The sequence below is a fragment of the Pseudoruegeria aquimaris genome (assembly GCF_900172235.1).
Classification (GTDB): Bacteria; Pseudomonadota; Alphaproteobacteria; order Rhodobacterales; family Rhodobacteraceae; genus Pseudoruegeria; species Pseudoruegeria aquimaris.
On record NZ_FWFQ01000007.1, the window covers coordinates 14,679 to 39,146 of the forward strand.

Sequence of the window (24,468 nt, forward strand, 5' to 3'; positions counted from 1 at the left end):
TCGGCGCTCGGCGCACTCTAGGCGGTGCGGGCGTGCCTGACTAGGCTTTCACGGCACGCATCAGCGCCGCAAGGTGCGCGGTTTCGCTGCCGATGCCGCCCGTCTCGACGCCCTCCGCCGCCCCGAGCCTCTGGGCCGGCGTCTTGTTCTGGTTCATTTTCCAGGTGCCTTCGACGCTCTCGACATGGAACCGGAAGGGCCGGATGGTGCGCATCATCCGGTCGAGGGCGCCCGCCTCCATCTTGGCAGTTGTCCAAGGGGGCTTGGGCAGAAGGCGGTGCTCGAAATGTGCGGAGAGCAGGTCGAGATCGGCGCGCAGTTCTTCCTGCGGCCGAGGTTCCAGAGCGCCGCGCAGGTGCACGGCGATGTAGTTCCAGGTGGGCACCTGTCCGGGATCGCCATACCAGTCGGGGGAAACGTAGGCGTCGGGGCCCGTCACCGCGATGGCGGCTGGGGTCGCGGCGGTGGTCGCGCGCACGATCGGGTTGGAGCGCAGCAGGTGCAGGCGCGCCTCGTGGCCGCTATCCGACAGCACGAAGGGGATGTGGGAGATCAGCGGACCGGCGCTTCCGTTCAGGCACAGGGTGCCGAACCCTCTGTCCCGCGCGAAGGCGAGGTTGCGGGCGGCGTCGGCCGTGCGAAAGGCGGGATTGGGGTGCATGTCGTTTTCCTCTCATCCCATGTCTAGCCTTGGCTTGCGGGCCGTGGAAGGGCGGCGTAGGAGGGGGATGTTCTCAGGGCGGGGCGAAATTCCCCACCGGCGGTGATGGCCTTGGCCAAAGCCCGCGAGCGCCCCGGCCCATGCCGGGGGTCAGCAGACCCGGTGCAATTCCGGGGCCGACGGTCATAGTCCGGATGAGAGAGAACGTGAAAGGGGCGACGCGCGAGCGGTTTCGCGCGCCTTTTCCTTTTCGCGGGATCACGCCTTGGGCCCGTGTCTGAGAGGAAAAGGAGAAGATCATGACACAGCCCCGCTACGCCTTCATCAAGGCCAACTGGCATGCCGACATCGTGGATCGCGCTCTCGAAGGGTTCTGCGAGCTGATTCCCGCGGCGCAGGTGGATGTTTTCGACGTGCCTGGCGCCTTCGAGATGCCGCTTCTGGCGCGCGATCTGGCTGGGTCAGGCCGCTACGCCGCCGTAGCCGCCGCCGCTTTCGTGGTGGATGGCGGCATCTACCGGCATGATTTCGTGGCCCAGGCCGTGGTGGATGGCTTGATGCGCGCCGGGATGGACAGCGGCGTGCCGGTGCTGTCGGTTTCGCTCACGCCACACCAGTACCAGGACACCGATCATCACAACGCGATCTATCGCGCCCATTTCGTGGAGAAGGGCCGCGAAGCCGCCCGCGCGGCTCTGATGATCGGCAAGACCCGCGCCGCGCTGGCGGCCTGAGGGGTTGCGCGCTGCCGTGCGGCAGGTGCGCCATGGCGCCGGCGGTGCCCGCCGGCGCGGACTTTCATGCCTCCGGCGGGGATATTTTCCGGAACAAAGTGGTCAGGGAAAGAACGTCGGCGGATCGCCGGCCTGCCATTTCGGGTATTTTCCCATGATGGCGGCGAAGCGCTCCGAGGCGAGGAAGGTATCGAGCCAGGCTTGCAGATGAGGCCAGGGTTGGGCGTCGAACCAGGGGCGGTCGACCATGGCGAACTGACGGACGAAGGTGAGGGTTGCCATGTCGGCGAGCGTGGGCCTCTCGGCCAGAAGCCAACGGCTGGCGGCCAGTTTTTCATCCAGTTCCTGCAGGAAGAGAGCCGCTTTTCGCCGTTCGGCCTCAGGGTCTGCCCCGGGGATCCGGCTGGCATATTTGTAGCGGTCCAGCGCCTGTTTGAACGGCCCTTCGATCAGGGAGATAAGGGCGAGCGCCTCCTGTTCGCGGTAGAGCCAGCCCTCGGGATCGTTCCGGTGCAGTGCCCAGAGCATGATGTCGAGGCTTTCCTCGATCACCGCATCCTCCGTGACAAGCACGGGAACGGTGCCCTTCGGCGAAGTTTCGAGGAGCTCCGGCGCCTTTTCCCGCAGGACGATCTCGCGGAGTTCGACCTGGATTTGCGCGCTTTGCAGCGCGAGACGGGCGCGCATGGCGTAGGGGCAGCGGCGGAAGGAATAGAGGATCGGCACCCGCGCCATGTCAGGCGGCGGTCAGCTGGTGGCCCGAAAGCCCGGTGATCCGTGCTTCAACGATCGTGCCTTCGCCCTGGTCGCTCTCGAAGGTGACCTCCGTGAACTGCTCCGTCCGGCCCATCCGGGCGTTTTCCATCAGGATGCGGTGGGTGCGCCCGACCTGGGCTTCGAGGTGTTTGCGCACCTGCGCTTCGCCGGCGGCGCGCAACCGCGCGGCGCGATCCCGGATGATCTTGCCGTTCACCTGCTGCGGGATTCGCGCGGCCGGCGTGCCTTCGCGCCGGGAGTAGGGGAAGACGTGCAGCCAGGTCAGATCGCATTCCTCAACCAGCTTCAGCGAGTTGGCGAAGTGATCTTCGGTTTCGGTGGGAAAGCCGGCGATGATGTCGGCGCCGAAAGTGATGTCGGGGCGCAGGGCGCGGGCTTCTTCGGTGAAGCGGATGGCATCGTCGCGCAGGTGGCGGCGCTTCATGCGCTTCAGGATCAGATCGTCGCCGTGTTGCAGGCTGAGGTGCAGGTGCGGCATCAGGCGCGGCTCGGTGGCGATGGCCTGCATGAGGTTTTCGTCCACCTCGATCGAATCGATGGAGGAAATGCGCAGGCGCGGCAGATCCGGCACGAGTTTCAGGATGCGCATCACCAGATCGCCCAGCTTGGGTTGCGCGGGCAGATCCGCGCCCCAGCTGGTGAGATCGACTCCCGTCAGCACCACCTCGTTGAAGCCCTTCTGCACCAGCCGCTTGATCTGATCCACGACGACGCCCGCCGGGACGGAGCGCGAATTGCCCCGGCCGTAGGGGATGATGCAGAAGGTGCAGCGGTGATCGCAGCCGTTCTGCACCTGCACGTAGGCGCGCGAACGGGTGCCGAAGCCGTCGATCAGGTGGCCGGCGGTTTCGGTGACGCTCATGATGTCGTCCACCTGGACCTTTTCCGTCTCACCGACGAAATCCGGCCCCTTGAGGCTTTCCCAGGTGGCGGCCTGCATCTTCTCGGTGTTGCCGACCACGAGATCGACCTCGGCCATGCTGGCGAAGGTCTCGGGCTCCGTCTGGGCGGCGCAGCCGGTGACCACGAGCTTGGCGGTCGGATTTTCCCGACGCAGTCGCCGGATTTCCTGACGGGCCTTGCGCACGGCCTCCGCCGTGACGGCGCAGGTGTTGACGACCACGGCGTTTTCCACCCCCGCCTCTTTCGAGAGGGCTTTCATCGCCTCGGTTTCATAGGCGTTCAGGCGACAGCCGAGCGTCGCGAAGACGGGCGGTTTGGCGGCCATGTCACAGGGCCTCCAGGAAGGCGCGCGAGAGCGTGGCGTCGAACACGTGGGCGGTGGGCCCCGTCATCCAGACGCCATCCTCGCGCCAGTCCAGCATGAGCCAGCCACCGTCCACCTCCATGCGGACGGTGCGGCCGGTGAGGCCCCTCCGGTGGGCGGCGACGGCAGTGGCGCAGGCGCCGGAGCCGCAGGCCAGCGTGATGCCGGTGCCACGTTCCCAGACGCGCATCCGAATCTCGCCTTCGTTGCGCACTTCGGCGAACTCCACGTTTGTGGCCTCGGGGAAAAGCGGATCCTTCTCGAAGCGTGGGCCCAGGCCGGCGACATCGACGCTCTCCGCGCTGTCCACGAAGAAGACGCAATGGGGGTTGCCCATGCCCACCGCCACCGGATCGCCCGCGAGCGGCAGGTGGAGCGTATCCACATCCCGGGCGAGCGGCACCTCGGCCCAGCCCAGCTGTGGGTGCCCCATGTTCACGGCCACGAGCCCGCCTTCGGCCCGTTCGGCGTGCAGCAGGCCGCGGGTTGTGCGGATCGTCAGGCTGTCCTGCCCGAGTTGATCCATCATGTATTGCGCCACGCAGCGGGTGGCATTGCCACAGGCTCCGGCGCGGCTGCCGTCGCTGTTCCAGAAATCCAGATCGATGTCGGCCGAGTCGCTGCTGCGGATCTCGGCGAGCTGGTCGAAGCCGACTCCGCGGTGGCGATCGCCCAGCCCGCGGGCCAGCGCTTCCGTCACCACGGCATCGCGGCCCCGTGAATCGAGGATCACGAAGTCATTTCCCAGCCCGTGCATCTTCATGAACGTCAGGGATTCGGAGGAGGAGCTATCGCGCATGCCCGCGATATAAGGCTCGCGGAAAAAATTTACCAGATAGCGAAAATAATCGCCCGAATCCGCTTGACCCTCCGAAGCCACATGCTTAGAAGCCGCCCTCACAGAGTGGGCCGTTAGCTCAGTTGGTAGAGCAACTGACTTTTAATCAGTGGGTCGCAGGTTCGAATCCTGCACGGCTCACCACTGAACCTCCCGAAAACTGAACCTCCCGAAACATGATGCATCTGCCGGATACGCCGCGGCGTGTTTCGCTCGGATCGTGCCGGTTGCCTGTAGGCGCCGCATCTGGCGCGCCGATTTCAGGTTGTGCCGGGCGCCGAGTTGGGTGAACACTTCGGCAAGATCACCTGCAGACGGGATTGCCGCATGACCTGCCTTTTCATCCAGATCCAGTGCCGCCCGGGGACGACCTACCGGGTCGCCGAAGCCATCGCGCTGAAAGAGATCCATTCCGAGCTTTATTCCACCTCGGGCCAATACGATCTGCTGATGAAGCTCTACGTGCCGGAAGGCAAGGATGTGGGCAAATACATCAACGATCATCTGCTGGACATCGACGGGATCGAGCGGACCTACACGACGCAAACCTACAAGGCCTTTTGAGCAGCACGGCTTGATACTATTTTATTAGTAGAAAAGAAGTGAATATTTCCAAAGGTTTATCAGGCAAGCGCAGCTTCTACTAATATTTTAGTTTGACACAAGTCACTCCTCTGTGCGGAAGTGGGGCAGCCGGGTAGACACCGGCGCCACAACACATAGGGAGGAGACAGGATGCGCAAGTATCTGCTCTCCGCAGTCGCGGTTTCTGCCGTCGCTGCGGGGTCGTCTGCGGCTTTTGCCGATGCAGAGGCGGCCAAGAAATGGATTGATCAGGAATTTCAGCCCTCGGTGCTCAGCAAGGAAGAGCAGATGGCGGAGATGCAGTGGTTCATCGACGCCGCCGCGCCGTTCGCCGGGATGGAGATCAACGTGCTGTCGGAGGGCATTCCGACCCACAGCTACGAATCCGAGGTGCTCACCAAGGCGTTCGAAGACATCACCGGCATCAAGGTGAACCACCAGATCCTCGGCGAGGGCGAGGTCGTGCAGGCGGTTCAGACCCAGATGCAGACGAAGCGCAACCTCTACGATGCCTACGTCAACGATTCCGATCTGATCGGCACGCACTCGCGGCTTCAGCTCGCCTACAACCTGACGGACTGGATGGCCGGCGAAGGCGCGGACGTGACGAACCCCGGCCTCGACCTGGATGACTTCATGGGCACCCAGTTCACCACCGGCCCGGACGGCGATCTCTACCAGCTGCCCGACCAGCAGTTCGCCAACCTTTACTGGTTCCGCAAGGATTGGTTCGACCGCGAGGATCTGAAGGCCGCCTTCAAGGAAAAATACGGCTACGAGCTGGGTGTTCCGGTGAACTGGTCGGCCTACGAGGACATCGCCGAGTTCTTCTCCAACGACGTGCAGGAGATCGACGGAACCCGGATCTACGGCCACATGGACTACGGCAAGCGCGCGCCGGATCTCGGCTGGCGGATGACGGATGCCTGGCTCTCCATGGCCGGCGCCGGTTCCAAGGGTGAGCCCAACGGCGTGCCGATCGACGAATGGGGCATCCGCATGGAAGCCGGTTCCTGCAATCCGGCCGGTGCTTCCGTCACCCGTGGCGGTGCGGCGAACGGCCCGGCGGCCGTCTACGCGATCCGCAAGTGGGATGAGTGGCTGCGCAACTACGCCCCGCCGGGTGCTGCGTCCTACGACTTCTACCAGTCGCTCCCCGCTCTGGCGCAAGGCAACGTGGCCCAGCAGATCTTCTGGTACACCGCCTTCACCGCCGACATGGTGAAGCCGAAATCCGAAGGCAACAACACCGTGGACGACGAGGGCAACCCGCTGTGGCGGATGGCGCCCAGCCCGCACGGCCCCTACTGGGAAGAAGGCCAGAAGGTCGGCTACCAGGACGTGGGTTCCTGGACGATCCTGAAATCCACCCCGGTGGATCGTGCAAAGGCGGCCTGGCTCTACGCCCAGTTCGTCGTGTCCAAGACGGTGGACGTGAAGAAATCCCACGTCGGCCTGACCTTCATCCGCGACTCCTCGGTCAACCACGAGTCCTTCACCGAACGTGCACCGAAGCTCGGTGGCCTCATCGAGTTCTACCGTTCGCCTGATCGCGTGCGCTGGTCCCCCACGGGCATCAACGTGCCGGACTATCCGAAGCTGGCCCAGATCTGGTGGCAGCAGATCGGTGACGTGAACTCCGGCGCCTTCACTCCGCAGGAGGCCATGGATCGCCTCGCCGAGGAGATGGACATCACCATGGCCCGCATGCAGCAGGCCGACGAGCGCGCCAACGTCTACGGCGGCTGCGGCCCGCGCCTGAACGAGGAAAAAGACCCCTCCGAATGGATCGGCAAAGGCGGCGCCAAGGCGAAGCTGGAGAACGAGAAGCCCCAGGGCGAGACCATCAACTACGATGAACTCGTCGCCCGCTGGGCCTCGCAATAACCTCCCCGTCTGGCCCGCACCAGCGTGCGGGCCGGCACACCGGCCGGGGCCCTGCATGGCCCCGGCCAATTCTCACAGAGTGCGCAGGCCCAGGCGCCACTTCCGCGGACGGACACGAGCCGAAATGACTGTTGAACTGAAGAACGTAACCAAGAGCGTCGGGGGGGTTGAGCACATCAAACCCGTCTCCCTGCGGCTCGAAACCGGGCACTTCAACGTGCTCCTCGGGGAAACCGGGGCCGGGAAGACCTCGCTCATCAAGCTGATGGCCGGTCTGGACAAGGCCGCGAGCGGGCAGATCCTGATCAACGGGCAGGATGTCACCCGGCTGAATCCGCAGAAGCGCAACATCAGCCTCGTGCACCAGTTCTTCGTGAACTACCCGCACATGACCGTCTACGACAACATCGCCTCCCCGCTGAAGGTGGCCGGCATGGCCAAGTCCGAGATCCGCGACCGCGTGGAGGAGGCGGCGAAGATCCTGCAGCTCGAGCCGATGCTCGCCCGCCGCCCGCAGGAGCTTTCGGGCGGGCAACAGCAGCGCTGTGCCCTCGCCCGCGCCATCGCCAAGGAGAGCTCGGCGGTGTTCCTCGACGAGCCGCTGGCCAACCTCGACTACAAGCTGCGCGAGGAACTGCGCGATCAGCTGCCGGAGCTTTTCGCCGGGCGCGGGGCCGTCGTCGTCTATGCCACGTCAGAGCCGGAAGAGGCTCTACTGCTGGGTGGCCATACCGCCCTGATGCATGACGGCACCGTCACCCAGTTCGGCCCCACGGCCGAGATCTACCGCAACCCGAAGAACCTGGCTTCCGCGCGGGTGTTTTCCAATCCGCCGATCAACGCCGCACCGATCACCAAGCAGGGCACGCAGGCGAGGCTGAACGCCAACGTGAAATGGGAGCTGACGGGCAAGGCCGCCGATCTCGCGGATGGGGAATATACCGTCGCCGTGCGCCCGCACTACGTCTCGCCCATCCGGCACTCCGCCGCCCATGTGCCCCTCACGGGCACGGTGCAGGTGACGGAGCTCAGCGGCTCGGAGAGCAGCGCGCATTTCACCCTGGGTGCCGAAAGCTGGGTTTCGCTTGCGCCCGGCGTGCACCCCTACCGCGTGGGGGAAGACCATGAGTTCTTCATGGACCCGTCCAAATGCTTCTACTTCGCGCCCGACGGCGCGCTCGTGGCCTGAAGAAAGGCTCTGACATGGCGAAAATCACCCTTTCCCAACTGCGCCACAGTTACATGCCCGCTCCGAAGGGGCCGGAAGACTACGCGCTCAAACAGATCGATCTGGATTGGCAGGACGGCGGCGCCTATGCGCTGCTCGGCCCCTCGGGCTGCGGGAAATCGACCCTGCTCAACATCATTTCCGGGCTCCTCGTGCCGTCCGAGGGCCGCATCCTGTTCGATGGCCGGGACGTGACGGACCTGCCGCCGGACCAGCGCAACATCGCGCAGGTGTTCCAGTTCCCGGTGATCTACGACACGATGACGGTGCGCGAGAACCTCGCATTCCCGCTCAAGAACCGCGGCGTCGCCCCGGCGCATATCGAAGCCCGCGTGGCCGAGATCGCCGAGATGCTGGAAGTGACGGAGATGCTCGATCAGCGCGCCGCCGGGCTGTCGCCCGACAACAAGCAGAAGATCTCAATGGGGCGCGGGCTCGTGCGCGATGACGTGAACGTGGTGATGTTCGACGAGCCGCTTACCGTGATCGACCCGCATCTGAAGTGGAAGCTGCGCTCCAAGCTCAAGGAGCTGCACCAGCGCGTCAACGCGACGATGATCTACGTCACCCACGACCAGACCGAGGCGCTCACCTTCGCCGACCAGGTGGTGGTGATGCAGCTGGGCGAGGTGGTGCAGATCGGCACGCCGGTGGAGCTGTTCGAGCGCCCGGCGCACACCTTCGTGGGCCACTTCATCGGCTCACCCGGCATGAACGTCCTTCCCTGTGAAGTGCGTGATGGCGGGGCGTTCTTCATGGGCCGGAACGTCCCGCTTGAAGGCAGCATTACCCAAAGTGGCACGCGCAACGAAATCGGCATTCGCCCGGAGTTCGTCACGCTGTCCGAAAGTGGCATTCCCGGCGCGGTCCGCAAGGTCGCCGATCTTGGCCACAACGCCGTCGTGGAGGCTGTCGCCGCGGATGGCACCCGCATTTCGGCGGTGCTGCACGGGGGCGATCTGCCGGCCCAGGGGGAGACGGTTCACATGCAATTTGCGCCGGAACAGACACGTTTTTACGCGGATGGCTGGCTGGCCTCCGAGGCACGGGGGGCCGCCTGATGAAAACCGAAAACCAGAAAGCATGGTTCTTCGTGCTGCCCGTCCTTCTGCTGGTGGCCTTCAATGCGCTGATCCCGATGATGACGGTCGTCAACTACTCGGTGCAGGAAACCTTCGGCGACAACGTCTTCTTCTGGGAGGGCCTCGGCTGGTTCGAACAGATCCTGCGCTCGGACCGCTTCCACGCCGCGCTCGGCCGGCAGTTCCTGTTCACCGGCATGATCCTGATCATCGAGATCCCTCTGGGCGTCATCATCGCGCTTTCGATGCCCCGAAAGGGCTTCTGGGTGCCCATCTGCCTCGTGACGATGGCGCTGCCGATGCTGATCCCGTGGAACGTGGTGGGCGCGATGTGGAACATCTTCACCCTGCCCGACATCGGCCTCTTGGGCTACTTCATGAACCACACGCTCGGCATCGACTACAACATGACGCAGGATCCGCTGGCGGCCTGGATCACCATCATCGTGATGGATGTCTGGCACTGGACCTCGCTGGTGGTTCTGCTGAGTTACGCTGGATTGGTCTCTATTCCGGACGCCTATTACCAGGCGGCCAAGATCGACGGCGCCTCCAACTGGTCGGTGTTCCGCTACATCCAGCTGCCGAAGATGAAGCAGGTGCTCACCATCGCGATCCTGCTGCGCTTCATGGACAGCTTCAACATCTACACCGAGCCCTTCGTGCTGACGGGCGGTGGCCCCGGCAACTCCACCACGCTCCTGTCGATCGATCTCGTGAAGATTGCGCTTGGGCAGTTCGATCTCGGGCCGGCGGCCGCCATGTCGCTCATCTACTTCGCCATCACGCTTCTGGTCAGCTGGCTGTTCTACACGCTGATGACCCAGAACGATCAGAAATAAGGGCAGGACCATGAAGAAACGTTCCCTGATCCCGATCCTCTACATCCTCTTTCTCATGCTGCCGATCTACTGGCTGGTGGCGATGAGCTTCAAGACGACGAACGAGATCCTTTCGGGCTTTTCCCTCTTCCCGCAGACTTTCACGCTGCAGAACTACCAGACGATCTTCACCGATCCGACGTGGTACTGGGGCTACATCAACTCGATCATCTACGTGTCGCTGAACACGGTGATCTCCGTCTGCGTGGCGCTGCCGGCGGCCTATGCCTTCAGCCGGTTCAGCTTCCTGGGCGACAAGCACCTCTTCTTCTGGCTGCTCACCAACCGCATGGCCCCCGCGGCCGTCTTCGCGTTGCCCTTCTTCCAGCTTTATTCCGCCGTGGGCCTGTTTGACACCCACCTTGCGGTGGCGCTGGCGCACTGCCTGTTCAACATCCCGCTGGCGGTGTGGATCCTTGAGGGCTTCATGTCGGGCGTGCCGAAGGAGCTGGACGAAACCGCCTACGTGGACGGCTACTCCTTCCCGCGCTTCTTTGTCTCGATCTTCCTGCCCACGATCAAGGCCGGGGTCGGGGTGGCCGCCTTCTTCTGCTTCATGTTCAGCTGGGTGGAGCTGCTGCTCGCCAAGACGCTGACCGCCGTGGAGGCCAAGCCCATCGCCGCGACCATGACGAAGACCGCGTCGTCAGCGGGCTATGAGCTGGGGCTGTTGGCCGCCGCCGGGACTCTCACCATCATCCCCGGCGCCATCGTGATCTATTTTGTCCGCAACTACATTGCCAAGGGCTTCGCCCTGGGGAGGGTGTAATGCTCAGCTGGATGGCCTGGACCTGGCCCACTGCGCTTGTCTTCATCGGGATCTTCACCGCCATGGGCATTCTGACCGTGATCGAGATCCGCCACCCCGGCGGGAACGAGCGCAAGGGCGCGCTGGGCCTGACCACCACGCGGGGGGATCGCCTGTTCATCACCCTCCTGGGGACGGTCTACATCTTCCTCGCCTGGCTCGGGCTCGTCGGCATGCCGCTCTGGGCGCCGCTGGGCTTGAGCATCGCCTGGGGGATCTTCTGTTTCTGGAAGGTATGAGGGATTTCGCTTGGAAAAACGTAAGTTTTAGTATTTGATCGAGGGAGGGAGGAGTGCACCGGAAGTTTCGGGGCCACAGGACATGCGAAAGAAGAAGAACAGCGAATTTCTGACGGAAGTCGAACTGGAATTCATGTCCGAGCTCTGGGAGTTGGGGGAGGGATCCGTGCGTGACGTGCTTGAGCGCCTCGCGCCGGAACGCAACCTGGCCTACACGTCCGGTGCCACGATCCTGCGCATACTCGAGAAAAAGGGATTCGTGAAAAGCACGAAGCAGGGCAAGACGTTCATCTACCGACCGCTTCTGACCAAGGACGCTTATCAATCGAAATCCCTGAAAAATCTGTCCGAGAAACTCTTCGACGATACCCCGGCCTCGCTGGTGGCGCGCCTCGTGGATGATTTCGAACTGTCGGACAATGATTTTGAGGAACTTCGAGCGTTGTTGGACAGGAGAATGAAAGATGGAAACGGTCCGTCCGATCTTTGAAGCGTTCGTCGACGTCAACATCGTCCTCGCGCTTTCGGTGATCCTCTGGATGGGGATCAGGCATCTCATGGATCGCAGCCCCCTTCGGCACGCCTACGGGCTGAAGCTGCAAATGCTCAACGGCCTTGCGTTGGCCGTTCTGCTCACCCCCTTCGTGGCCCTGCTCTACGGGAAGGCCAAGCTGCTTCTGGGCATCGGCCGCGACCCGCTGAATTTCTCCGATCTCCTGGTGGCCAGCTATCTGAAGGGCGGAATCGCCCTGAAGGCCAGCCAGTTCGAGGCCCTGTTGGCCTGGCGGAGCGAGGCGACGGAACACTTCCTGCTGCGTGACACCCCCGTCTGGCTGGCGCTGTTCTCGGTCCTGGTGCTGGGGGCGCTGTTCCATGCGGCCCATCTCGCCGTCCAGATCTTCCGGCTCCGCCGCACCATGGCCGACTGCCACGAGTGGCGCCGCATGGGCCGGCTTTCGCTGCTGGTGTCCGATCACGTGGCGGTGCCCTTTTCCACGCGCGGGCTTCGCCGGCGCTACGTGGTTCTTCCGGCGGGCCTGCTGACGCGCCCGACCGATCTGAAGCTGGTCCTGCGCCACGAGTTGCAGCACCTGCGCCAGAACGATGTCGAGTGGGAGATCCTGCTCGAATGCGCCCGCCCGTTCTTTTTCTGGAACCCGGCCTACCGGCTGCTCAAGCGCGAGGTCGAAGTGCTGCGCGAACTGGCCTGCGATCAGCAGGTGGTCACGCGCCGCGGCACCGATCTGCGCGCCTATTGCGATTGCCTGCTGCGCGCCTGCCGCCGGGGCTTTTCCCAGCAGGCGCAGCCGATGGACGTTCCGGTGGTGACGCTTGTGGAAGTGCGGCGTTCGTGGTTCGGGCAGGGCTCCAGCCAACGCCTGCGCGACCGGATGCTGACGATGTTCGACCACCGCGATTTCGGCGCCGGCGTGGGCCGCCTGCGGCACCTCTCTCTGCTGTTCTGTGCCGTGCTGATGCTCGTGGTGATCGGGATGCAGAAACCGGCGGACTGGAGCCATGACCGGCTGATGCTGGACGCGATCGTCAACCTGGAGCAGCTCAACAAGCACAACACCTTCGGCCGGCCCTGAGCCGCCGGGGCACCCAAGAAAAAAGCGGGGCCATGCGCCCCGCTTCTGCTGTTCACAGGCCTTTTCGGCGTGGCGTCACGCCTCCGCCAGTGCGGCCTCGATCATCGCGTAGAGCTTCTCGGTATCCTTGTTGAAGTTCCGGATGCCCTCGGCCAGCTTTTCGGTGGCCATCGGATCCTCGTTCATCGCCCAGCGGAAATCGGCTTCCGTCATCGGGATCTCGGCGACGCCGGAGGCCTGTGCCGGATCCAGCTTGCGCGGCAGTTCGCCTTCATCGGCGGCGAGTTCCTGCAGCAGCGCCGGCGAGATCGTCAGACGGTCACAGCCCGCCAGCGCTTCGATCTGGCCGGTGTTGCGGAAAGAGGCGCCCATGACAATCGTCTTGATGCCGTTGGACTTGTAGTAATCGTAGATGCCGCGCACCGAGAGCACGCCCGGATCTTCTTCCGGCGTGTAGGTGCGGCCTTCCGCCTTGCCGTACCAATCGGTGATCCGCCCCACGAAGGGAGAGATCAGGAACACGCCGGCATTGGCGCAGGCGATGGCCTGGGCCTTGGAGAAGATCAGCGTCAGGTTGCACTGGATGTCTTCCTGCTCCAGCACGCGGGCGGCTTCGATGCCTTCCCAGGTTGCGGCGAGCTTGATCAGGATGCGATCGCGCTTGATGCCGCGCGCCTCGTAGGCGGCGATGATGGCGCGGGCCTTGGCGATGGAGGCTTCGGTGTCGAAGGAAAGGCGGGCGTCCACCTCGGTCGAGACGCGGCCCGGCACGAGCTTGCACAGCTCGGCGCCCACGGTCACCGTCAGATCGTCGGCGATGGCGGTGACGGCGTTTTCCTTGCCCTTGCCGGCGGCCACGGCGGCTTTGAACGCCTCGGCGAAATCATCGCTCTGCAGTGCCTTCAGAACGATGGAGGGGTTGGTGGTGCAATCCTCGGGCTTCAGTGCGGCCACGGCGCCGACGTCGCCGGTATCGGCAACGACGATCGTCATTTCGCGCAGTTGATCAAGCTTGCTGGCCATGTTCGGGCGTCTCCTCTGGCGGCAATGTGCGGGTTCGCTCCGCTTCTACATCCGTTGCGCGCAACGGTCCATGCGGCACGGGGCCAAAACCCGTGAAATCCGCGTGAAACCGTGCCTGAAGGGGGCAAACCAGGCCGCGGGGGCTGGTTTCAGCGCCTCTGCGGGGCGTAATCGGCTTTGTACCACTCGACGAAAGCCTTCACGCCCTCCGCCAGTTCGGTGCGCGGGATCGGCCCGACGAGATGGCGCAGCAGCTTGTCGTCGGCCCAGGTCGCGGGCACGTCGCCGGGCTGCATCTCCATGAAGTTCTTTTCCGCTTCCTGCCCCAGCGCGGCCTCGATGGCCTCGATGAAAGTGCCAAGGGCGCTGGGGGCACCATTGCCGATGTTCACCACGCGCCACGGGGCGACGGGGGAGAGGCTGTCCACTTCGGCGATGTCTTCAGGCGAAGCCGGGCGCTCGGGCGCGACGTCGATCAGGCGGCGGATGCCTTCGACGAGATCGTCGATGTAGGTGAAATCGCGCTGCATGTTGCCGTGGTTGTAGACGTCGATCGGGCGGCCTTCGAGAATGGCGGAGGTGAACTTGAACAGCGCCATGTCGGGCCGGCCCCAGGGGCCGTAGACGGTGAAGAAGCGGAACATGGTGGTGGGCAGCCCGTAGAGATGGGCATAGGAATGGGCCATCGCCTCGGTGGCCTTCTTGGTGGCCGCGTAGAAGGACATCTGCAGATCGGCCTTGTCGGTTTCCGCGTAGGGCATATCGGTGTTGGCCCCGAACACCGAGGAGGTGGAGGCCAGCAGCATATGCGCGGGCGGATGGGCGCGGGCGGCTTCCAGAAGTTCGAAGGTGCCCACGAGGTTGGCCTCGACGTAGGAGCGCGGCGCGTCGATCGAGTAGCGCACGCCGGCCTGTGCGGCGAGGTGGATCACCACGTCCGGCTTGTGGGTGGCGAAGATCTCCATCAGCGCGCCCGGCTTTTCAAGCCGTTTCTCGATGGCCGTGAAACCCGGTGTCTGCAGCAGCATGGCATGGCGGCGGTGTTTGAGCGACACGTCGTAGTAATCCGTCATGGCATCGAGCCCGATGACGGTGAACCCATCGGCCAGCAGGCGCTTGCAGGTGTGGAACCCGATGAACCCGGCGGACCCGGTGACGAAAGCAACGCGCGACATGGCAACCTCCTGCGACTCGTTTTGCGCCGCACCATAGGCATGCGCCGCGCCGAGCACAGCCAAAAGCCGGGGCCTGCGCTTCGAGAAGGCGCTCAACCGTGTCATTCCGGCCAGATCGCGTCATTTCTGCACCTGCGAACGGGGTGCGGGGTGGCCTGCGAGCGCTCACGCCAGTAAACGCGGGAGCGAAAACCGCGAACCGGACGGGTGCCGCGCGCACCCGCGACGCTCCAGACCAGATGGAGATTCCCTGTGAAAGCAGACACACTTTCAACGCTCCGCCAGGATTGGCTCGGCAACGTCCGCGCCGATCTTCTGGCCGGGCTCGTCGTGGCGCTGGCCCTCATCCCCGAAGCCATCGCCTTCTCGATCATCGCCGGGGTCGATCCGAAGATCGGCCTCTACGCCTCCTTCTCGATTGCGGTGATCACCGCCATTGCAGGTGGCCGGCCGGGCATGATCTCCGCCGCCACGGCCGCCACCGCCGTGCTGATGGTGACGCTGGTGAAGGATCACGGACTGCAATACCTGCTGGCCGCCACCGTATTGGCGGGCCTGCTTCAGATCGTCTGCGGCTTGCTGAAACTCGGCAACCTGATGCGCTTCGTCTCCAAATCGGTGATGACGGGCTTCGTCAACGCGCTGGCGATCCTGATCTTCCTTGCACAGCTGCCCGAGATGGACCTGCGCAACGAGGGCGTCACCTTGCTGACGTGGATCATGATCGCCGCCGGCCTGGCCATCATCTACCTCTTCCCGCTGATCACCAAGGCGATCCCCAGCCCGCTGGTGACGATCATCGTGCTGACGACGTTGGCGATGGTGCTGGGGCTCGACGTGCGCACCGTGGGTGACATGGGCGAACTGCCTGACACGCTGCCCGTGTTCCTGATCCCGGACATTCCGCTGAACCTCGAAACCCTGCGCATCATCCTGCCCGTCTCCGCCGCTATCGCCGTGGTGGGCCTGCTGGAAAGCCTGATGACGGCGCAGCTCGTGGATGACCTGACCGACACCAAATCCGACAAGAACCGTGAATGCGTCGGGCAGGGGCTGGCCAATACCGCCACCGGCTTCATCGGCGGCATGGCGGGCTGTGCCATGATCGGCCAATCCATGATCAACGTGAAATCCGGCGGGCGCGGGCGGCTTTCCTGCTTTGCCGCCGGCGTGTTCCTGCTGATCCTGATCGTCGGGCTGGGCGATCTGGTGGCCCAGATCCCGATGCCCGCGCTGGTGTCGATCATGATCATGGTCTCGATCGGGACGTTCTCTTGGTCTTCCCTGAAGAACCTGAAGGAGCATCCGCGCCCCTCCTCCATCGTGATGGTGGCGACCGTGCTGGTGACCGTCTTCTCCCACAACCTCGCCATCGGCGTTCTGACGGGCGTGCTGCTCTCGGGCATCTTCTTCGCCTGGAAGATCGCTGCGGTCTTCCGCATCACCAGCGTGCTTTCCGAGGACGGGCGCAAGCGCACCTACACGGTGGAAGGGCAGCTGTTCTTTGCCACCGCGCCCGACATCGCCGAAGCCTTCGACTTCAACGAGGTGCTCGACGAGGTGGTGATCGATGTGAGCCGTGCGCATATCTGGGATATTTCCGCCGTCTCCGCGATTGATATGGTGGTGCTGAAGTTCCGCCGCGAAGGCGCCGACGTGCGCATCATCGGCATGAACGAAGCCAGCGAAACCCTGATGGGGCGTCTGGCCGAACACGACAAGCCCGGCGCGCTCGAGCGCCTGATGGGCCACTGAGGGAGGGGCGAATGTCCAAGATCATCGCATTGGTGGATGGCTCCACCTACTCGGAAAGCGTCTGCGACTACGCCGCCTGGGTGGCCACGCGCAAAGGGAGCTCCGTCGAGGTGCTGCATGTGCTTGGCCGCCGGGAAGGTGTGCAGAGCAACCTGTCGGGCAACATCGGGCTCGGCGCGCGCAGCAAGCTGATGGAAGAACTGGCGGAACTCGACATGGCCAAGGCCAAACTGGCCCAGAAGCGCGGACGCGCCATACTGGAGGACGCCGAGGCCCGTCTCCGGGCCGATGGGGTCGAGACAGTCACCACGCGCCTGCGCCACGGCGACCTGGTGGAAGAAGCCACGGCGGCCGAGGAGGGCGCGGACCTGATCGTCATCGGCAAGCGTGGCGAGGGGGCGGATTTCGCCAAGGGGCATCTGGGCAGCAACCTGGAGCGCGTGGTGCGCGCGAGCCGGATCCCTGTGCTGGTGGCCTCGCGGGCGTTCAAGCCGGTCGAGCGTTTCCTCATCGCCTATGATGGCTCCCCGGCTGCGATGCGCGCGGTGGATCACATCGCGCGGTCCGACGTGTTCGGCGGGCTGGAAGCCTGCCTGCTGACGGTCGGCGAGGAAGAGGCCAAGGCACGGCGGGCGCTGGAGGGGGCAGAAGCGATGCTGAAGGGGGCGGGCTACGCGGTGTCTTCGCAGATTGCCCGCGGCAACCCGAAAACCGTGATCGCCGAACAGGTGAAGGCGCAGGGCGCGGATCTTCTGATGATGGGGGCCTATTCGGCCTCCCGTCTGCGCAGCCTGATCATCGGCTCCACCACGAGCGAAATGATCCGCGGCTGCCAGGTGCCGATCCTGCTGTTCAGGTAGCGGGTGGGGGCGCTGCCCCCGTCGCCTGCGGCGACTCCCCCGAGGTACTTGAGGCGAGAGGAAAGGGGCGGTTCATGCGAGCCGCCCCATTGCGTTGCTTTGGTGTGGCCCCGTTCAGGCCGCGCGACGTTTCTGGTGGCGTCTGCGCTGCGGCTTGCCTTGCGCGTGTGCACCGCCCGGTTTGCCTGCGGATTTCGCGAAACCCGGTTTTCCACCCCGGCGCGGCCCGCCGCGGCGGCGGCCTTTGGAGGGGGCTTCTTCTTCCTCGGGGCGTTCACCACCGGCCACTTCGATCGAGCGCTTCATCAGCTTCTCGATGTCCTTCAGGCGGCCCAGTTCGGCGCCACCCACGAGGGAGACGGCCTTGCCCGCCTTCCCGGCGCGCGCGGTGCGGCCGATGCGGTGGACGTAGTTCTCGGGCACTTCCGGCAGTTCGTAGTTGTAGACGAAACGCACGCCCGGGATGTCGATCCCGCGGGCGGCCACGTCGGTGGCGACGAGGATGCGGGCCTTGCCATCGCGGAAGGCGCGGATGGCGCGGTCGCGCTGGCCCTGGCTTTTGTTGCCGTGGATGGATTCGGCCGGGTAGCCCCGATCCTCGAGGTGTTTCTTCAGTTTCTCGGCGCCGTGCTTGGTGCGGCAGAAGACGAGCGCGAGCTCCTCCGGGTGGGTGTCGAGCATCTCTTTCAGGAGATCGTATTTCCCCTTCCCGCCCACGAAGTGGAGGCTCTGGTCGATCTTCTCGGCGGCCATGCCCGGCGGGTTGACCTGCACCTTTTTCGGGCGGTCGAGATAGGCCTGGCTGAGTTCTTCCATCTGCTTTGGCATGGTGGCGGAGAACAGCATCGTCTGCCGTTCCTCGGCCAGCATCTGTGCGATCTTGCGCAGCGCGTGGATGAAACCGAGGTCCAGCATCTGGTCGGCTTCGTCGAGCACGAGGAAATGCGCGGTGTCGAGGCGCACGGCCTTGCGGTCCGTCAGGTCGATCAGGCGGCCGGGCGTGGCGACAAGGATGTCGGTGCCGCGCGACAGGAACTGGATCTGCTTGTTGATCGAGGCGCCGCCGACGACGGTATGCACCTTGAGCGGGGTGCCCTGAACATAGGCCTTCAGGTTCTCGGCGATCTGGTTGACCAGCTCCCGGGTCGGGGCCAGAACCAGCGCCTTCACCGTTTTAGGATCGGGTTTGCCGAACTGGCCGAGCAGGTGGTTGACGAGCGGCAGGCCGAAGGCGGCCGTCTTGCCGGTGCCCGTCTGGGCGAGGCCCATCACGTCATGGCCGTTGAGCACATGGGGGATGGCCTGGGATTGAATGGGGGTGGGTTTGTCGTAGCCCGCTGCTTCGATGGCGGCGAGCAGCTTGGGGTGAAGCCCCAGCTCTTTGAACGTGGTCACGAAGACCTTTCCTTTCCGGCATGCTTTCGACATGCCCGGTCATGAACGAATGGCATTGGCTGCGCGAAACACGCAGGTGCCGAGCGTTGTTTGCGGTGCAATCCTGACCCGGCCACATCATGCGGCGGCAGGCCGATCGAACCGTCAGAACCCCGCGTGAAATGGGAACTTGGGAAAACGCCCTGTCGAGAAAACAGGCCCGGGGCGAGAGCGGGCGGACGTGCCGGCTGTGGCGGCGGGGCTGCTCACGCGGCAGCCGATCCTGGTGGTTGATATGGGGCATGTACCGGGGGGTGTCAACGGTGCGGGTGGCGAAAGGGCCATGTTTCGCCGCGTTGCGGCATGTTTGCCGCCGGATTTCTTGCGAAACGGCCTTCCTTGCGCTAAGAGGCCGCGTCCTTCCCGGACATTGATTCAAAGGAGTCCCTGATAATGGGTTACAAAGTCGCTGTCGTCGGCGCCACCGGTAACGTGGGCCGCGAAATGCTGAACATCCTGGCCGAGCGCCAGTTTCCCGTGGATGAGATCGTTGCGCTGGCTTCGCGCAAGTCTCTGGGCACAGAGGTCAGCTTTGGCGACAAGACACTCAAGACCAAGGATCTGGACACGTTCGATTTCACCGGTTTCGACATCGCGCTGTTCGCCATCGGCTCTTCCGCCACGAAGACCTATGCGCCGCGCGCCGCCGAGGCCGGCTGCCTGGTGATCGATAACTCCTCGCTCTACCGCTACGACCCGGAAATCCCGCTGATCGTGCCGGAAGTGAACCCGCAGGCGGTCCACGACTACCGCAACAAGATGATCATCGCGAACCCCAACTGCTCCACCGCGCAGATGGTGGTGGCGCTCAAGCCGCTGCACGATCGTGCGCGGATCAAGCGCGTCGTCGTCTCCACCTACCAGTCGGTATCCGGCGCCGGCAAGGAAGGCATGGACGAACTGTGGGATCAGACCAAGGGCATGTACGTGCCCGGCCAGGAGCGCGATCCGTCGAAATTCACCAAGCAGATCGCCTTCAACGTGATCCCGCACATCGACGTCTTCATGGAAGACGGCACCACCAAGGAAGAGTGGAAGATGGTCGTGGAGACGAAGAAGATCGTCGATCCGGCGATCAAGGTCACGGCTACCTGCGTGCGCGTGCCGGTTTTCGTGGGCCACTCCGAGGCGATCAACATCGAGTTCGAGGAGTTCCTCGATGAGGATGAAGCCCGCGATATCCTTCGTGAAGCGCCGGGCATCATGGTGATCGACAAGCGCGAGGACGGCGGCTACGTGACGCCGGCGGAATGCGTCGGCGATTTCGCCACCTTCATCAGCCGGATCCGTCAGGACAGCACCGTGGAGAACGGTCTGAACCTGTGGTGCGTCTCCGACAACCTGCGCAAGGGTGCGGCCCTGAACGCGGTGCAGATCGCCGAGCTCTACGGCCGCGAGATCTTGAAGAAGGGCTGACGTCAGCCTAAATTGATGAAATGGGAGAAGGGGGCCTGCGCCCCCTTTTTTCGTGCATCCACTCCACCCCGTTCGGGACGGCGGGGCAGGGCAGCGATCTCAGGGTTCACCTTTGATCAACGACGAAAGGTCGAAGCTGAAGGGATGCGGAGGGCATGAGCGGCGTCGCCTATCCGAAAGGCTGGGGCGCCATACCAAGGCCCCGGTGCGCCGGGGGGGCACAGGGGGCCAGACTGGCCGCCACGATCACGCCGCGAAAGCAGCCCGAAATGTGCCATATTTGCAAGAGTAACTGTTGATCATGCTGTATCTGTCCGTTCGTCCCGCCGGAACTGCCCCGGCCACGCCGCCGCCCACTGACGTGGGTCATGCTGCGCTGCAGGAGGCGCTGGAGCGCGCTCCGGGGGCTCCCTACCAATATGCCGCCAATGCTCCGCTGCCACCGTATCGGCCGCACCCGGCTCCTGTCGCCAGGCGCTGGCGGCTTCGGATTGCCGTTCCGGCCCTCTGGCCCTCGCTGAGACGGATGATGAAACGCTTCGGAGCCGGTGCGGCTTCGGCGCCGCGCCAGCAGGGCCCGGCCACGCGGGAAGAGCTTTCCACGCTGTTCTCGCGCGAGCTTCAGGATTTCGCGCGCGCGCGGCCGCAGCGCCGCCGCTGAGCGCGCACTTCAGCCCCGGAAGGCGACGAACCCGTTTTCAGACGGCGACGAACCTGTCTTCGCTGGGGCGATATTCTTCCAGCGTGCCGTTGCCGATATCGTGCCAGAGCCCGTGCAGCGCCAGCCGCTCGGCTTCCACCGCTTCCTTCACGAAGGGAAAGGACATCAGGTTCTCGATGGAAACGAGCACCGCTTCCTTTTCCAGCGCACGGGTCCTTGCCGCTTCATCCTCGATGCCCGCCACGCGATCGTAGCCGGGGCGCAGGATGTCCATCCAGCGGCCGACGAAGCTGCTTTTCTCTTCCAGCTCCGGGGCCTTGCCAGAGCACATGTCGTGGCAACCCTTCACTCCGCCGCAGCTCGAATGGCCCAGAACCAGGATATGGGCCACATTCAGTGCCGTGACGGCATATTCCACCGCCGCGGAGGTGCCGTGGGCTTCCCCGTCCGGCTCGTAGGGCGGCACAAGGTTGGCGATGTTGCGGTGGATGAAGAACTCGCCCTGGTCAGCCCCGAAAATCGAGGTGACATGCACGCGGCTGTCGCAGCAGGAGATGACCATGGCACGCGGGCGCTGGCCTTCGTCCGCCAGGCGGCGGTACCACGCCTTGTTTTCCTCGTAGGCCGTGGCCTTCCAGCCGTGATAGCGCTTGGCGAAATAGGCGGGCAGCGGCTTTGCGAAACTCATGCGCGAGATCTCCAGTTGTTTCGGGGGGGGTTGTATTGGTGATTTCCGTAGAATTCGAGAAGTTTCTTCTTGCGGCGGCAACGCTTTGGTAGGAGCTGCGCGCAATTCTGGCCCGGATGACACATCCGGAGGGAAGTTTGATGGCGAGAGCACCGAAGCGCCTGATGCAGGCCGATGAATCCGGCGCGCTGCTGCGGGAGGAGATTGCCTTGTACCTGGCGCGGCACGGCACCGCGGACATCTGCAAGATTCTCGAATTCGCCCTGCAGGAACTTGAAACGGCGCAGCGTCATTTCGAACTGGGTCACTTCGTGCAGCTGCGGATGGAGGCACGGGCGCTCGGCCGCCGGATGGGGCGCATGGGGCTCAGCCGGCCGGAGGCGGTTGCCACGGCTCTGGCCGAGGTGGCCGGTGAACGGCGGATCGTCGAGGCGGCGGCGCTTCTCGAGCGGCTCGGCCGCATCCTGCGCTTCGCATCGCGCACCGCGGCGCTGATGGAGCCGCCCGCCTACCTGTGATCCGCAGCCCTTGCGCCGCGCGTTCCAAGGGCTAGGGTATGGGCAACACCGCAACAAGAGCCGCCATGCCCACGATATTTGCTTCCGCCGAAGATCCGTCCATCCCCGTTCACGCCATGGAAGAGGCCGGCTGCGCCTCCGCGCTCGCGGCCTTGCCTCGGCAGGCGCGCAACTGGGCCGAACACATCGGGTTCTCCGCCCGGCTCGGTGACACGCTGCCGGTGCCGGGCGAAGACGGCAGGGTGGCCATGGTGCTCATCGGGCTCGGTTCGGCCGAGGCGCGGGCGCGAAAGCGGTTCGGTGCCGTCGCGAACCTCTCCGTGCTGCCGGCCGGCACCTATCACATCGCATCTGCGCTGCCGCTTCCCCTGCTCGAGGAAATGACGCTGGGCTGGCTACTCTCGTCCTACGGCTACGATCGCTACGCCGGGAAACCGGCGCCGGAGCGGGCCCTCAAGCAGCCCGAGGGGATCGACGCCAAACGCATGGATGCGATCGTCGCCGGCGAGTTCCTGACGCGGGATCTGATCAACACCCCCGCCAACGACATGGGGCCGGACGAGCTTGAAGCCGCCGTGCTCGCGCTCTCGCTCGAGTTCGGGGCCGACGTGTCCGCCATACGTGGCGAAGAACTTCTGGAACAGAACTTCCCCCTGATCCATGCGGTGGGCCGCGCCTCGCCGCGCGCGCCGAGGTTGCTTGATCTGCGCTGGGGCAGCCAAGGCCCGGCGCTCACCCTCGTCGGCAAGGGCGTCTGCTTCGATACCGGGGGCCTCAACCTGAAGCCCGGAAGCTCCATGGCGCTGATGAAGAAAGACATGGGCGGCGCCGCAACGGTCCTCGGGCTTGCCAGCATGATCATGGCGCTGGACATGCCGATCCGTCTTCGAGTGCTGATCCCCGCGGTGGAAAACGCGGTCTCCGGCCCGGCCTTCCGGCCCGGTGACATCCTGACGGCGCGCAACGGGCTGACGGTGGAGATCAACAACACCGATGCCGAAGGCCGGCTGGTGCTGGCCGACGCCCTGAGCCTCGCGACGGAGGAGAAACCCGATCTCCTGGTGTCCATGGCCACGCTCACCGGCGCGGCCCGCGTGGCCGTCGGGCCCGATCTCGCCCCCTTCTACAGCACGCAGGACGATTTCGCCGAGGCGCTGTCCACGGCGGCGGCGGAGGTGCTGGATCCGGTCTGGCGGATGCCGTTCTGGGCGCCCTACGAGGCCCTGATCGAGCCGGGAATCGCGGATCTGGACAATGCGCCCTCCGGCGGTTTCGCGGGCTCGATCACAGCGGCACTCTTTCTGCGCCGCTTCGCGGCTACCGCGCCGAGCTACGCGCATTTCGACATCTACGGCTGGCAACCCGCCGCAGCGCCCGCGCGCCCCAAGGGGGGCGTCGGCCAAGGCGCGCGCGCCCTGCTTGCCGCCCTGCCGAAGGCGCTCGGCCTGTGATCGACCGCCGCTTCCACCCCGAGAATGCCCGGGTGGCCCATGCCTCCCTCGGTGCCGCGGCGCGGGCGCCCGAACGCACCGAAGGTACACCGATGCGCTGCCGGCGCCCCGTGGCCGACCTGTGCGAAAGCCCGGGAGGTGCCCGCGACAAGCAGGTGCTGTTCGGCGAAGAGCTCCAGGTTCTCGAGAGCCACGCGGGATGGGCCTTCGCCATCCACGGGGCCGACGGCTACGTCGGCTATGTTGCGCAGGAGGCGCTCGAGCCGGTGGGAGCGGCGGCAACGCACCGCGTCGTGGCGCGTTCCACGCATGTCTACGGCGAAGCGGATATGAAATCGCCGGAGCGCTTTTCCTTGAGCTTCGGCGCGCGCCTCACCGCCCTGCATGAGACGGAAGGGTTCCTCGCATTGGAGGGCGGTGGCTATGTTCCGCTCCAGCACGTGGCGCCGCTCTCCGAAACCGCCGCCGACCCGGCTGCAATCGCCGAGCTCTTCCTCGGAACTCCCTACCTGTGGGGCGGCAACAGCGGCTTCGGGATCGATTGCTCCGGGCTGGTGCAGGCCGCGATGTGGGCGGCGGGGCAAGCCTGCCCCCGCGATTCCGATCTGCAGGCCGCGCTCGGCGCCCCGGTGGCCGATGTGGCGGAGCTCGCGCGGGGCGATATCGTCTGCTGGCGGGGCCACGTCGGCATGATGCTGGATGCGTCGCGGCTGATCCACGCCAACGCCCACCATATGGCCGTGGCCATCGAGCCCCTCGCGCAGGCGCGCCACCGCATCGCGGAGCGGGAGTTCGGCGAGATCACGGCGCTGCGCCGGGTCACGCCCGCGCGCCCGTAGGCGTTCCTCTCGCGCAAAATACCTCGGGGGAGGCCCGGCACGGGCCGGGGGCAGCGCCCCCAAGCGCGG

The 24,468-nt window shown here is 64.9% G+C and carries 25 protein-coding genes, 1 tRNA gene and 1 riboswitch; of the genes, 18 read left to right on the plus strand and 8 right to left on the minus strand.

The window, feature by feature from the left end:
- Positions 1-40 precede the first annotated feature (40 nt).
- Entirely contained in the window at positions 41-661 is a 621-nt protein-coding gene (locus PSA7680_RS06300; protein WP_085867824.1) for an FMN-binding negative transcriptional regulator, read from the minus strand.
- Between the two features lie 65 nt (positions 662-726).
- A riboswitch (FMN riboswitch) is annotated at positions 727-871 on the plus strand.
- Positions 872-960: 89 nt separating this feature from the next.
- Between PSA7680_RS06300 and PSA7680_RS06305 the strand changes: the two genes are divergently transcribed.
- The gene (locus PSA7680_RS06305; protein WP_085867825.1) at positions 961-1,395 is read left to right on the plus strand and encodes a 6,7-dimethyl-8-ribityllumazine synthase; all 435 of its coding nucleotides are present in this window, start codon (positions 961-963) and stop codon (positions 1,393-1,395) included.
- Positions 1,396-1,497: 102 nt separating this feature from the next.
- On the opposite strand, the gene PSA7680_RS06310 is transcribed toward PSA7680_RS06305, so the two are convergent.
- From PSA7680_RS06310 to dapF, 3 genes are read right to left on the minus strand one after another with little or no spacing between them, the layout of a single operon-like run.
- A complete protein-coding gene (locus PSA7680_RS06310; protein WP_085867826.1) occupies positions 1,498-2,130 on the minus strand; it encodes a glutathione S-transferase in 633 nt (210 codons plus the stop codon).
- A 1-nt stretch (position 2,131) separates the two neighbouring features.
- Complete coding sequence (gene mtaB / locus PSA7680_RS06315) at positions 2,132-3,400, minus strand: tRNA (N(6)-L-threonylcarbamoyladenosine(37)-C(2))-methylthiotransferase MtaB (RefSeq protein ID WP_085867827.1); 1,269 nt, start codon at positions 3,398-3,400, stop codon at positions 2,132-2,134.
- Between the two features lies 1 nt (position 3,401).
- A complete protein-coding gene (dapF, locus tag PSA7680_RS06320; protein WP_085867946.1) occupies positions 3,402-4,238 on the minus strand; it encodes a diaminopimelate epimerase in 837 nt (278 codons plus the stop codon).
- Between the two features lie 107 nt (positions 4,239-4,345).
- Between dapF and PSA7680_RS06325 the strand changes: the two genes are divergently transcribed.
- The 10 genes from PSA7680_RS06325 to PSA7680_RS06370 all read left to right on the plus strand — a co-directional run bounded on the left by PSA7680_RS06325 (position 4,346) and on the right by PSA7680_RS06370 (position 12,579).
- Positions 4,346-4,421: transfer RNA gene (locus PSA7680_RS06325), tRNA-Lys, on the plus strand.
- A gap of 183 nt (positions 4,422-4,604) precedes the next feature.
- Positions 4,605-4,841, plus strand: a complete 237-nt coding sequence (locus PSA7680_RS06330; RefSeq protein WP_085867828.1) for an Lrp/AsnC family transcriptional regulator — start codon at positions 4,605-4,607, stop codon at positions 4,839-4,841.
- Between the two features lie 171 nt (positions 4,842-5,012).
- The gene (locus tag PSA7680_RS06335; protein ID WP_085867829.1) at positions 5,013-6,749 is read left to right on the plus strand and encodes an ABC transporter substrate-binding protein; all 1,737 of its coding nucleotides are present in this window, start codon (positions 5,013-5,015) and stop codon (positions 6,747-6,749) included.
- 124 nt (positions 6,750-6,873) lie between these two features.
- Positions 6,874-7,938, plus strand: a complete 1,065-nt coding sequence (locus tag PSA7680_RS06340) for an ABC transporter ATP-binding protein (RefSeq protein WP_085867830.1) — start codon at positions 6,874-6,876, stop codon at positions 7,936-7,938.
- A 14-nt stretch (positions 7,939-7,952) separates the two neighbouring features.
- Entirely contained in the window at positions 7,953-9,038 is a 1,086-nt protein-coding gene (locus PSA7680_RS06345; RefSeq protein ID WP_085867831.1) for an ABC transporter ATP-binding protein, read from the plus strand.
- On the plus strand, positions 9,038-9,901 hold the full coding sequence (locus PSA7680_RS06350; protein ID WP_085867832.1) for a carbohydrate ABC transporter permease: 864 nt from the start codon (positions 9,038-9,040) through the stop codon (positions 9,899-9,901). Before PSA7680_RS06345 ends, PSA7680_RS06350 begins: the two co-directional genes overlap by 1 nt.
- 10 nt (positions 9,902-9,911) lie before the next feature.
- Positions 9,912-10,709 (plus strand): carbohydrate ABC transporter permease, encoded by a 798-nt coding sequence (locus tag PSA7680_RS06355; RefSeq protein ID WP_085867833.1) that lies wholly within the window; start codon positions 9,912-9,914, stop codon positions 10,707-10,709.
- On the plus strand, positions 10,709-10,987 hold the full coding sequence (locus PSA7680_RS06360; protein ID WP_085867834.1) for a DUF2160 domain-containing protein: 279 nt from the start codon (positions 10,709-10,711) through the stop codon (positions 10,985-10,987). The genes PSA7680_RS06355 and PSA7680_RS06360 overlap by 1 nt, the downstream gene beginning before the upstream one ends.
- 82 nt (positions 10,988-11,069) lie before the next feature.
- Complete coding sequence (locus PSA7680_RS06365) at positions 11,070-11,477, plus strand: BlaI/MecI/CopY family transcriptional regulator (RefSeq protein WP_085867835.1); 408 nt, start codon at positions 11,070-11,072, stop codon at positions 11,475-11,477.
- The gene (locus tag PSA7680_RS06370) at positions 11,452-12,579 is read left to right on the plus strand and encodes a M56 family metallopeptidase (protein WP_085867836.1); all 1,128 of its coding nucleotides are present in this window, start codon (positions 11,452-11,454) and stop codon (positions 12,577-12,579) included. The genes PSA7680_RS06365 and PSA7680_RS06370 overlap by 26 nt, the downstream gene beginning before the upstream one ends.
- A 75-nt stretch (positions 12,580-12,654) precedes the next feature.
- Here PSA7680_RS06370 and tal read toward each other — a convergent pair whose 3' ends face one another.
- Complete coding sequence (gene tal / locus PSA7680_RS06375) at positions 12,655-13,602, minus strand: transaldolase (RefSeq protein WP_085867837.1); 948 nt, start codon at positions 13,600-13,602, stop codon at positions 12,655-12,657.
- Positions 13,603-13,751: 149 nt separating this feature from the next.
- Positions 13,752-14,777 carry an NAD-dependent epimerase/dehydratase family protein gene (locus tag PSA7680_RS06380; RefSeq protein ID WP_085867947.1) on the minus strand — a complete coding sequence of 342 codons (1,026 nt, stop codon included), beginning with the start codon at positions 14,775-14,777 and terminating at the stop codon, positions 13,752-13,754.
- Between the two features lie 252 nt (positions 14,778-15,029).
- On the opposite strand from PSA7680_RS06380, the gene PSA7680_RS06385 reads away from it, so the two are divergent.
- Together PSA7680_RS06385 and PSA7680_RS06390 are read left to right on the plus strand one after the other, a co-directional pair.
- On the plus strand, positions 15,030-16,532 hold the full coding sequence (locus PSA7680_RS06385; protein WP_085867838.1) for a SulP family inorganic anion transporter: 1,503 nt from the start codon (positions 15,030-15,032) through the stop codon (positions 16,530-16,532).
- A gap of 11 nt (positions 16,533-16,543) precedes the next feature.
- Entirely contained in the window at positions 16,544-17,392 is an 849-nt protein-coding gene (locus PSA7680_RS06390) for a universal stress protein (RefSeq protein ID WP_085867839.1), read from the plus strand.
- A 114-nt stretch (positions 17,393-17,506) separates the two neighbouring features.
- Here PSA7680_RS06390 and PSA7680_RS06395 read toward each other — a convergent pair whose 3' ends face one another.
- Positions 17,507-18,787 (minus strand): DEAD/DEAH box helicase, encoded by a 1,281-nt coding sequence (locus tag PSA7680_RS06395; protein WP_245824489.1) that lies wholly within the window; start codon positions 18,785-18,787, stop codon positions 17,507-17,509.
- 432 nt (positions 18,788-19,219) lie between these two features.
- Between PSA7680_RS06395 and PSA7680_RS06400 the strand changes: the two genes are divergently transcribed.
- Together PSA7680_RS06400 and PSA7680_RS19070 are read left to right on the plus strand one after the other, a co-directional pair.
- Positions 19,220-20,242: an aspartate-semialdehyde dehydrogenase gene (locus PSA7680_RS06400; protein ID WP_085867841.1), complete on the plus strand. Its 1,023-nt coding sequence runs from the start codon at positions 19,220-19,222 to the stop codon at positions 20,240-20,242.
- Between the two features lie 529 nt (positions 20,243-20,771).
- Positions 20,772-20,903: a hypothetical protein gene (locus PSA7680_RS19070; protein WP_275936520.1), complete on the plus strand. Its 132-nt coding sequence runs from the start codon at positions 20,772-20,774 to the stop codon at positions 20,901-20,903.
- A gap of 37 nt (positions 20,904-20,940) precedes the next feature.
- Here PSA7680_RS19070 and PSA7680_RS06405 read toward each other — a convergent pair whose 3' ends face one another.
- Complete coding sequence (locus PSA7680_RS06405) at positions 20,941-21,591, minus strand: carbonic anhydrase (RefSeq protein ID WP_085867842.1); 651 nt, start codon at positions 21,589-21,591, stop codon at positions 20,941-20,943.
- A 164-nt stretch (positions 21,592-21,755) separates the two neighbouring features.
- Here PSA7680_RS06405 and PSA7680_RS06410 point away from each other — a divergent pair, with 164 nt between their 5' ends.
- The 3 genes from PSA7680_RS06410 to PSA7680_RS06420 all read left to right on the plus strand — a co-directional run bounded on the left by PSA7680_RS06410 (position 21,756) and on the right by PSA7680_RS06420 (position 24,399).
- On the plus strand, positions 21,756-22,109 hold the full coding sequence (locus tag PSA7680_RS06410; protein WP_085867843.1) for a hypothetical protein: 354 nt from the start codon (positions 21,756-21,758) through the stop codon (positions 22,107-22,109).
- Positions 22,110-22,174: 65 nt separating this feature from the next.
- The gene (locus PSA7680_RS06415; RefSeq protein ID WP_085867844.1) at positions 22,175-23,560 is read left to right on the plus strand and encodes a leucyl aminopeptidase family protein; all 1,386 of its coding nucleotides are present in this window, start codon (positions 22,175-22,177) and stop codon (positions 23,558-23,560) included.
- Positions 23,557-24,399 (plus strand): C40 family peptidase, encoded by an 843-nt coding sequence (locus PSA7680_RS06420; RefSeq protein WP_085867845.1) that lies wholly within the window; start codon positions 23,557-23,559, stop codon positions 24,397-24,399. The genes PSA7680_RS06415 and PSA7680_RS06420 overlap by 4 nt, the downstream gene beginning before the upstream one ends.
- The last annotated feature ends 69 nt before the right edge of the window (positions 24,400-24,468 follow it).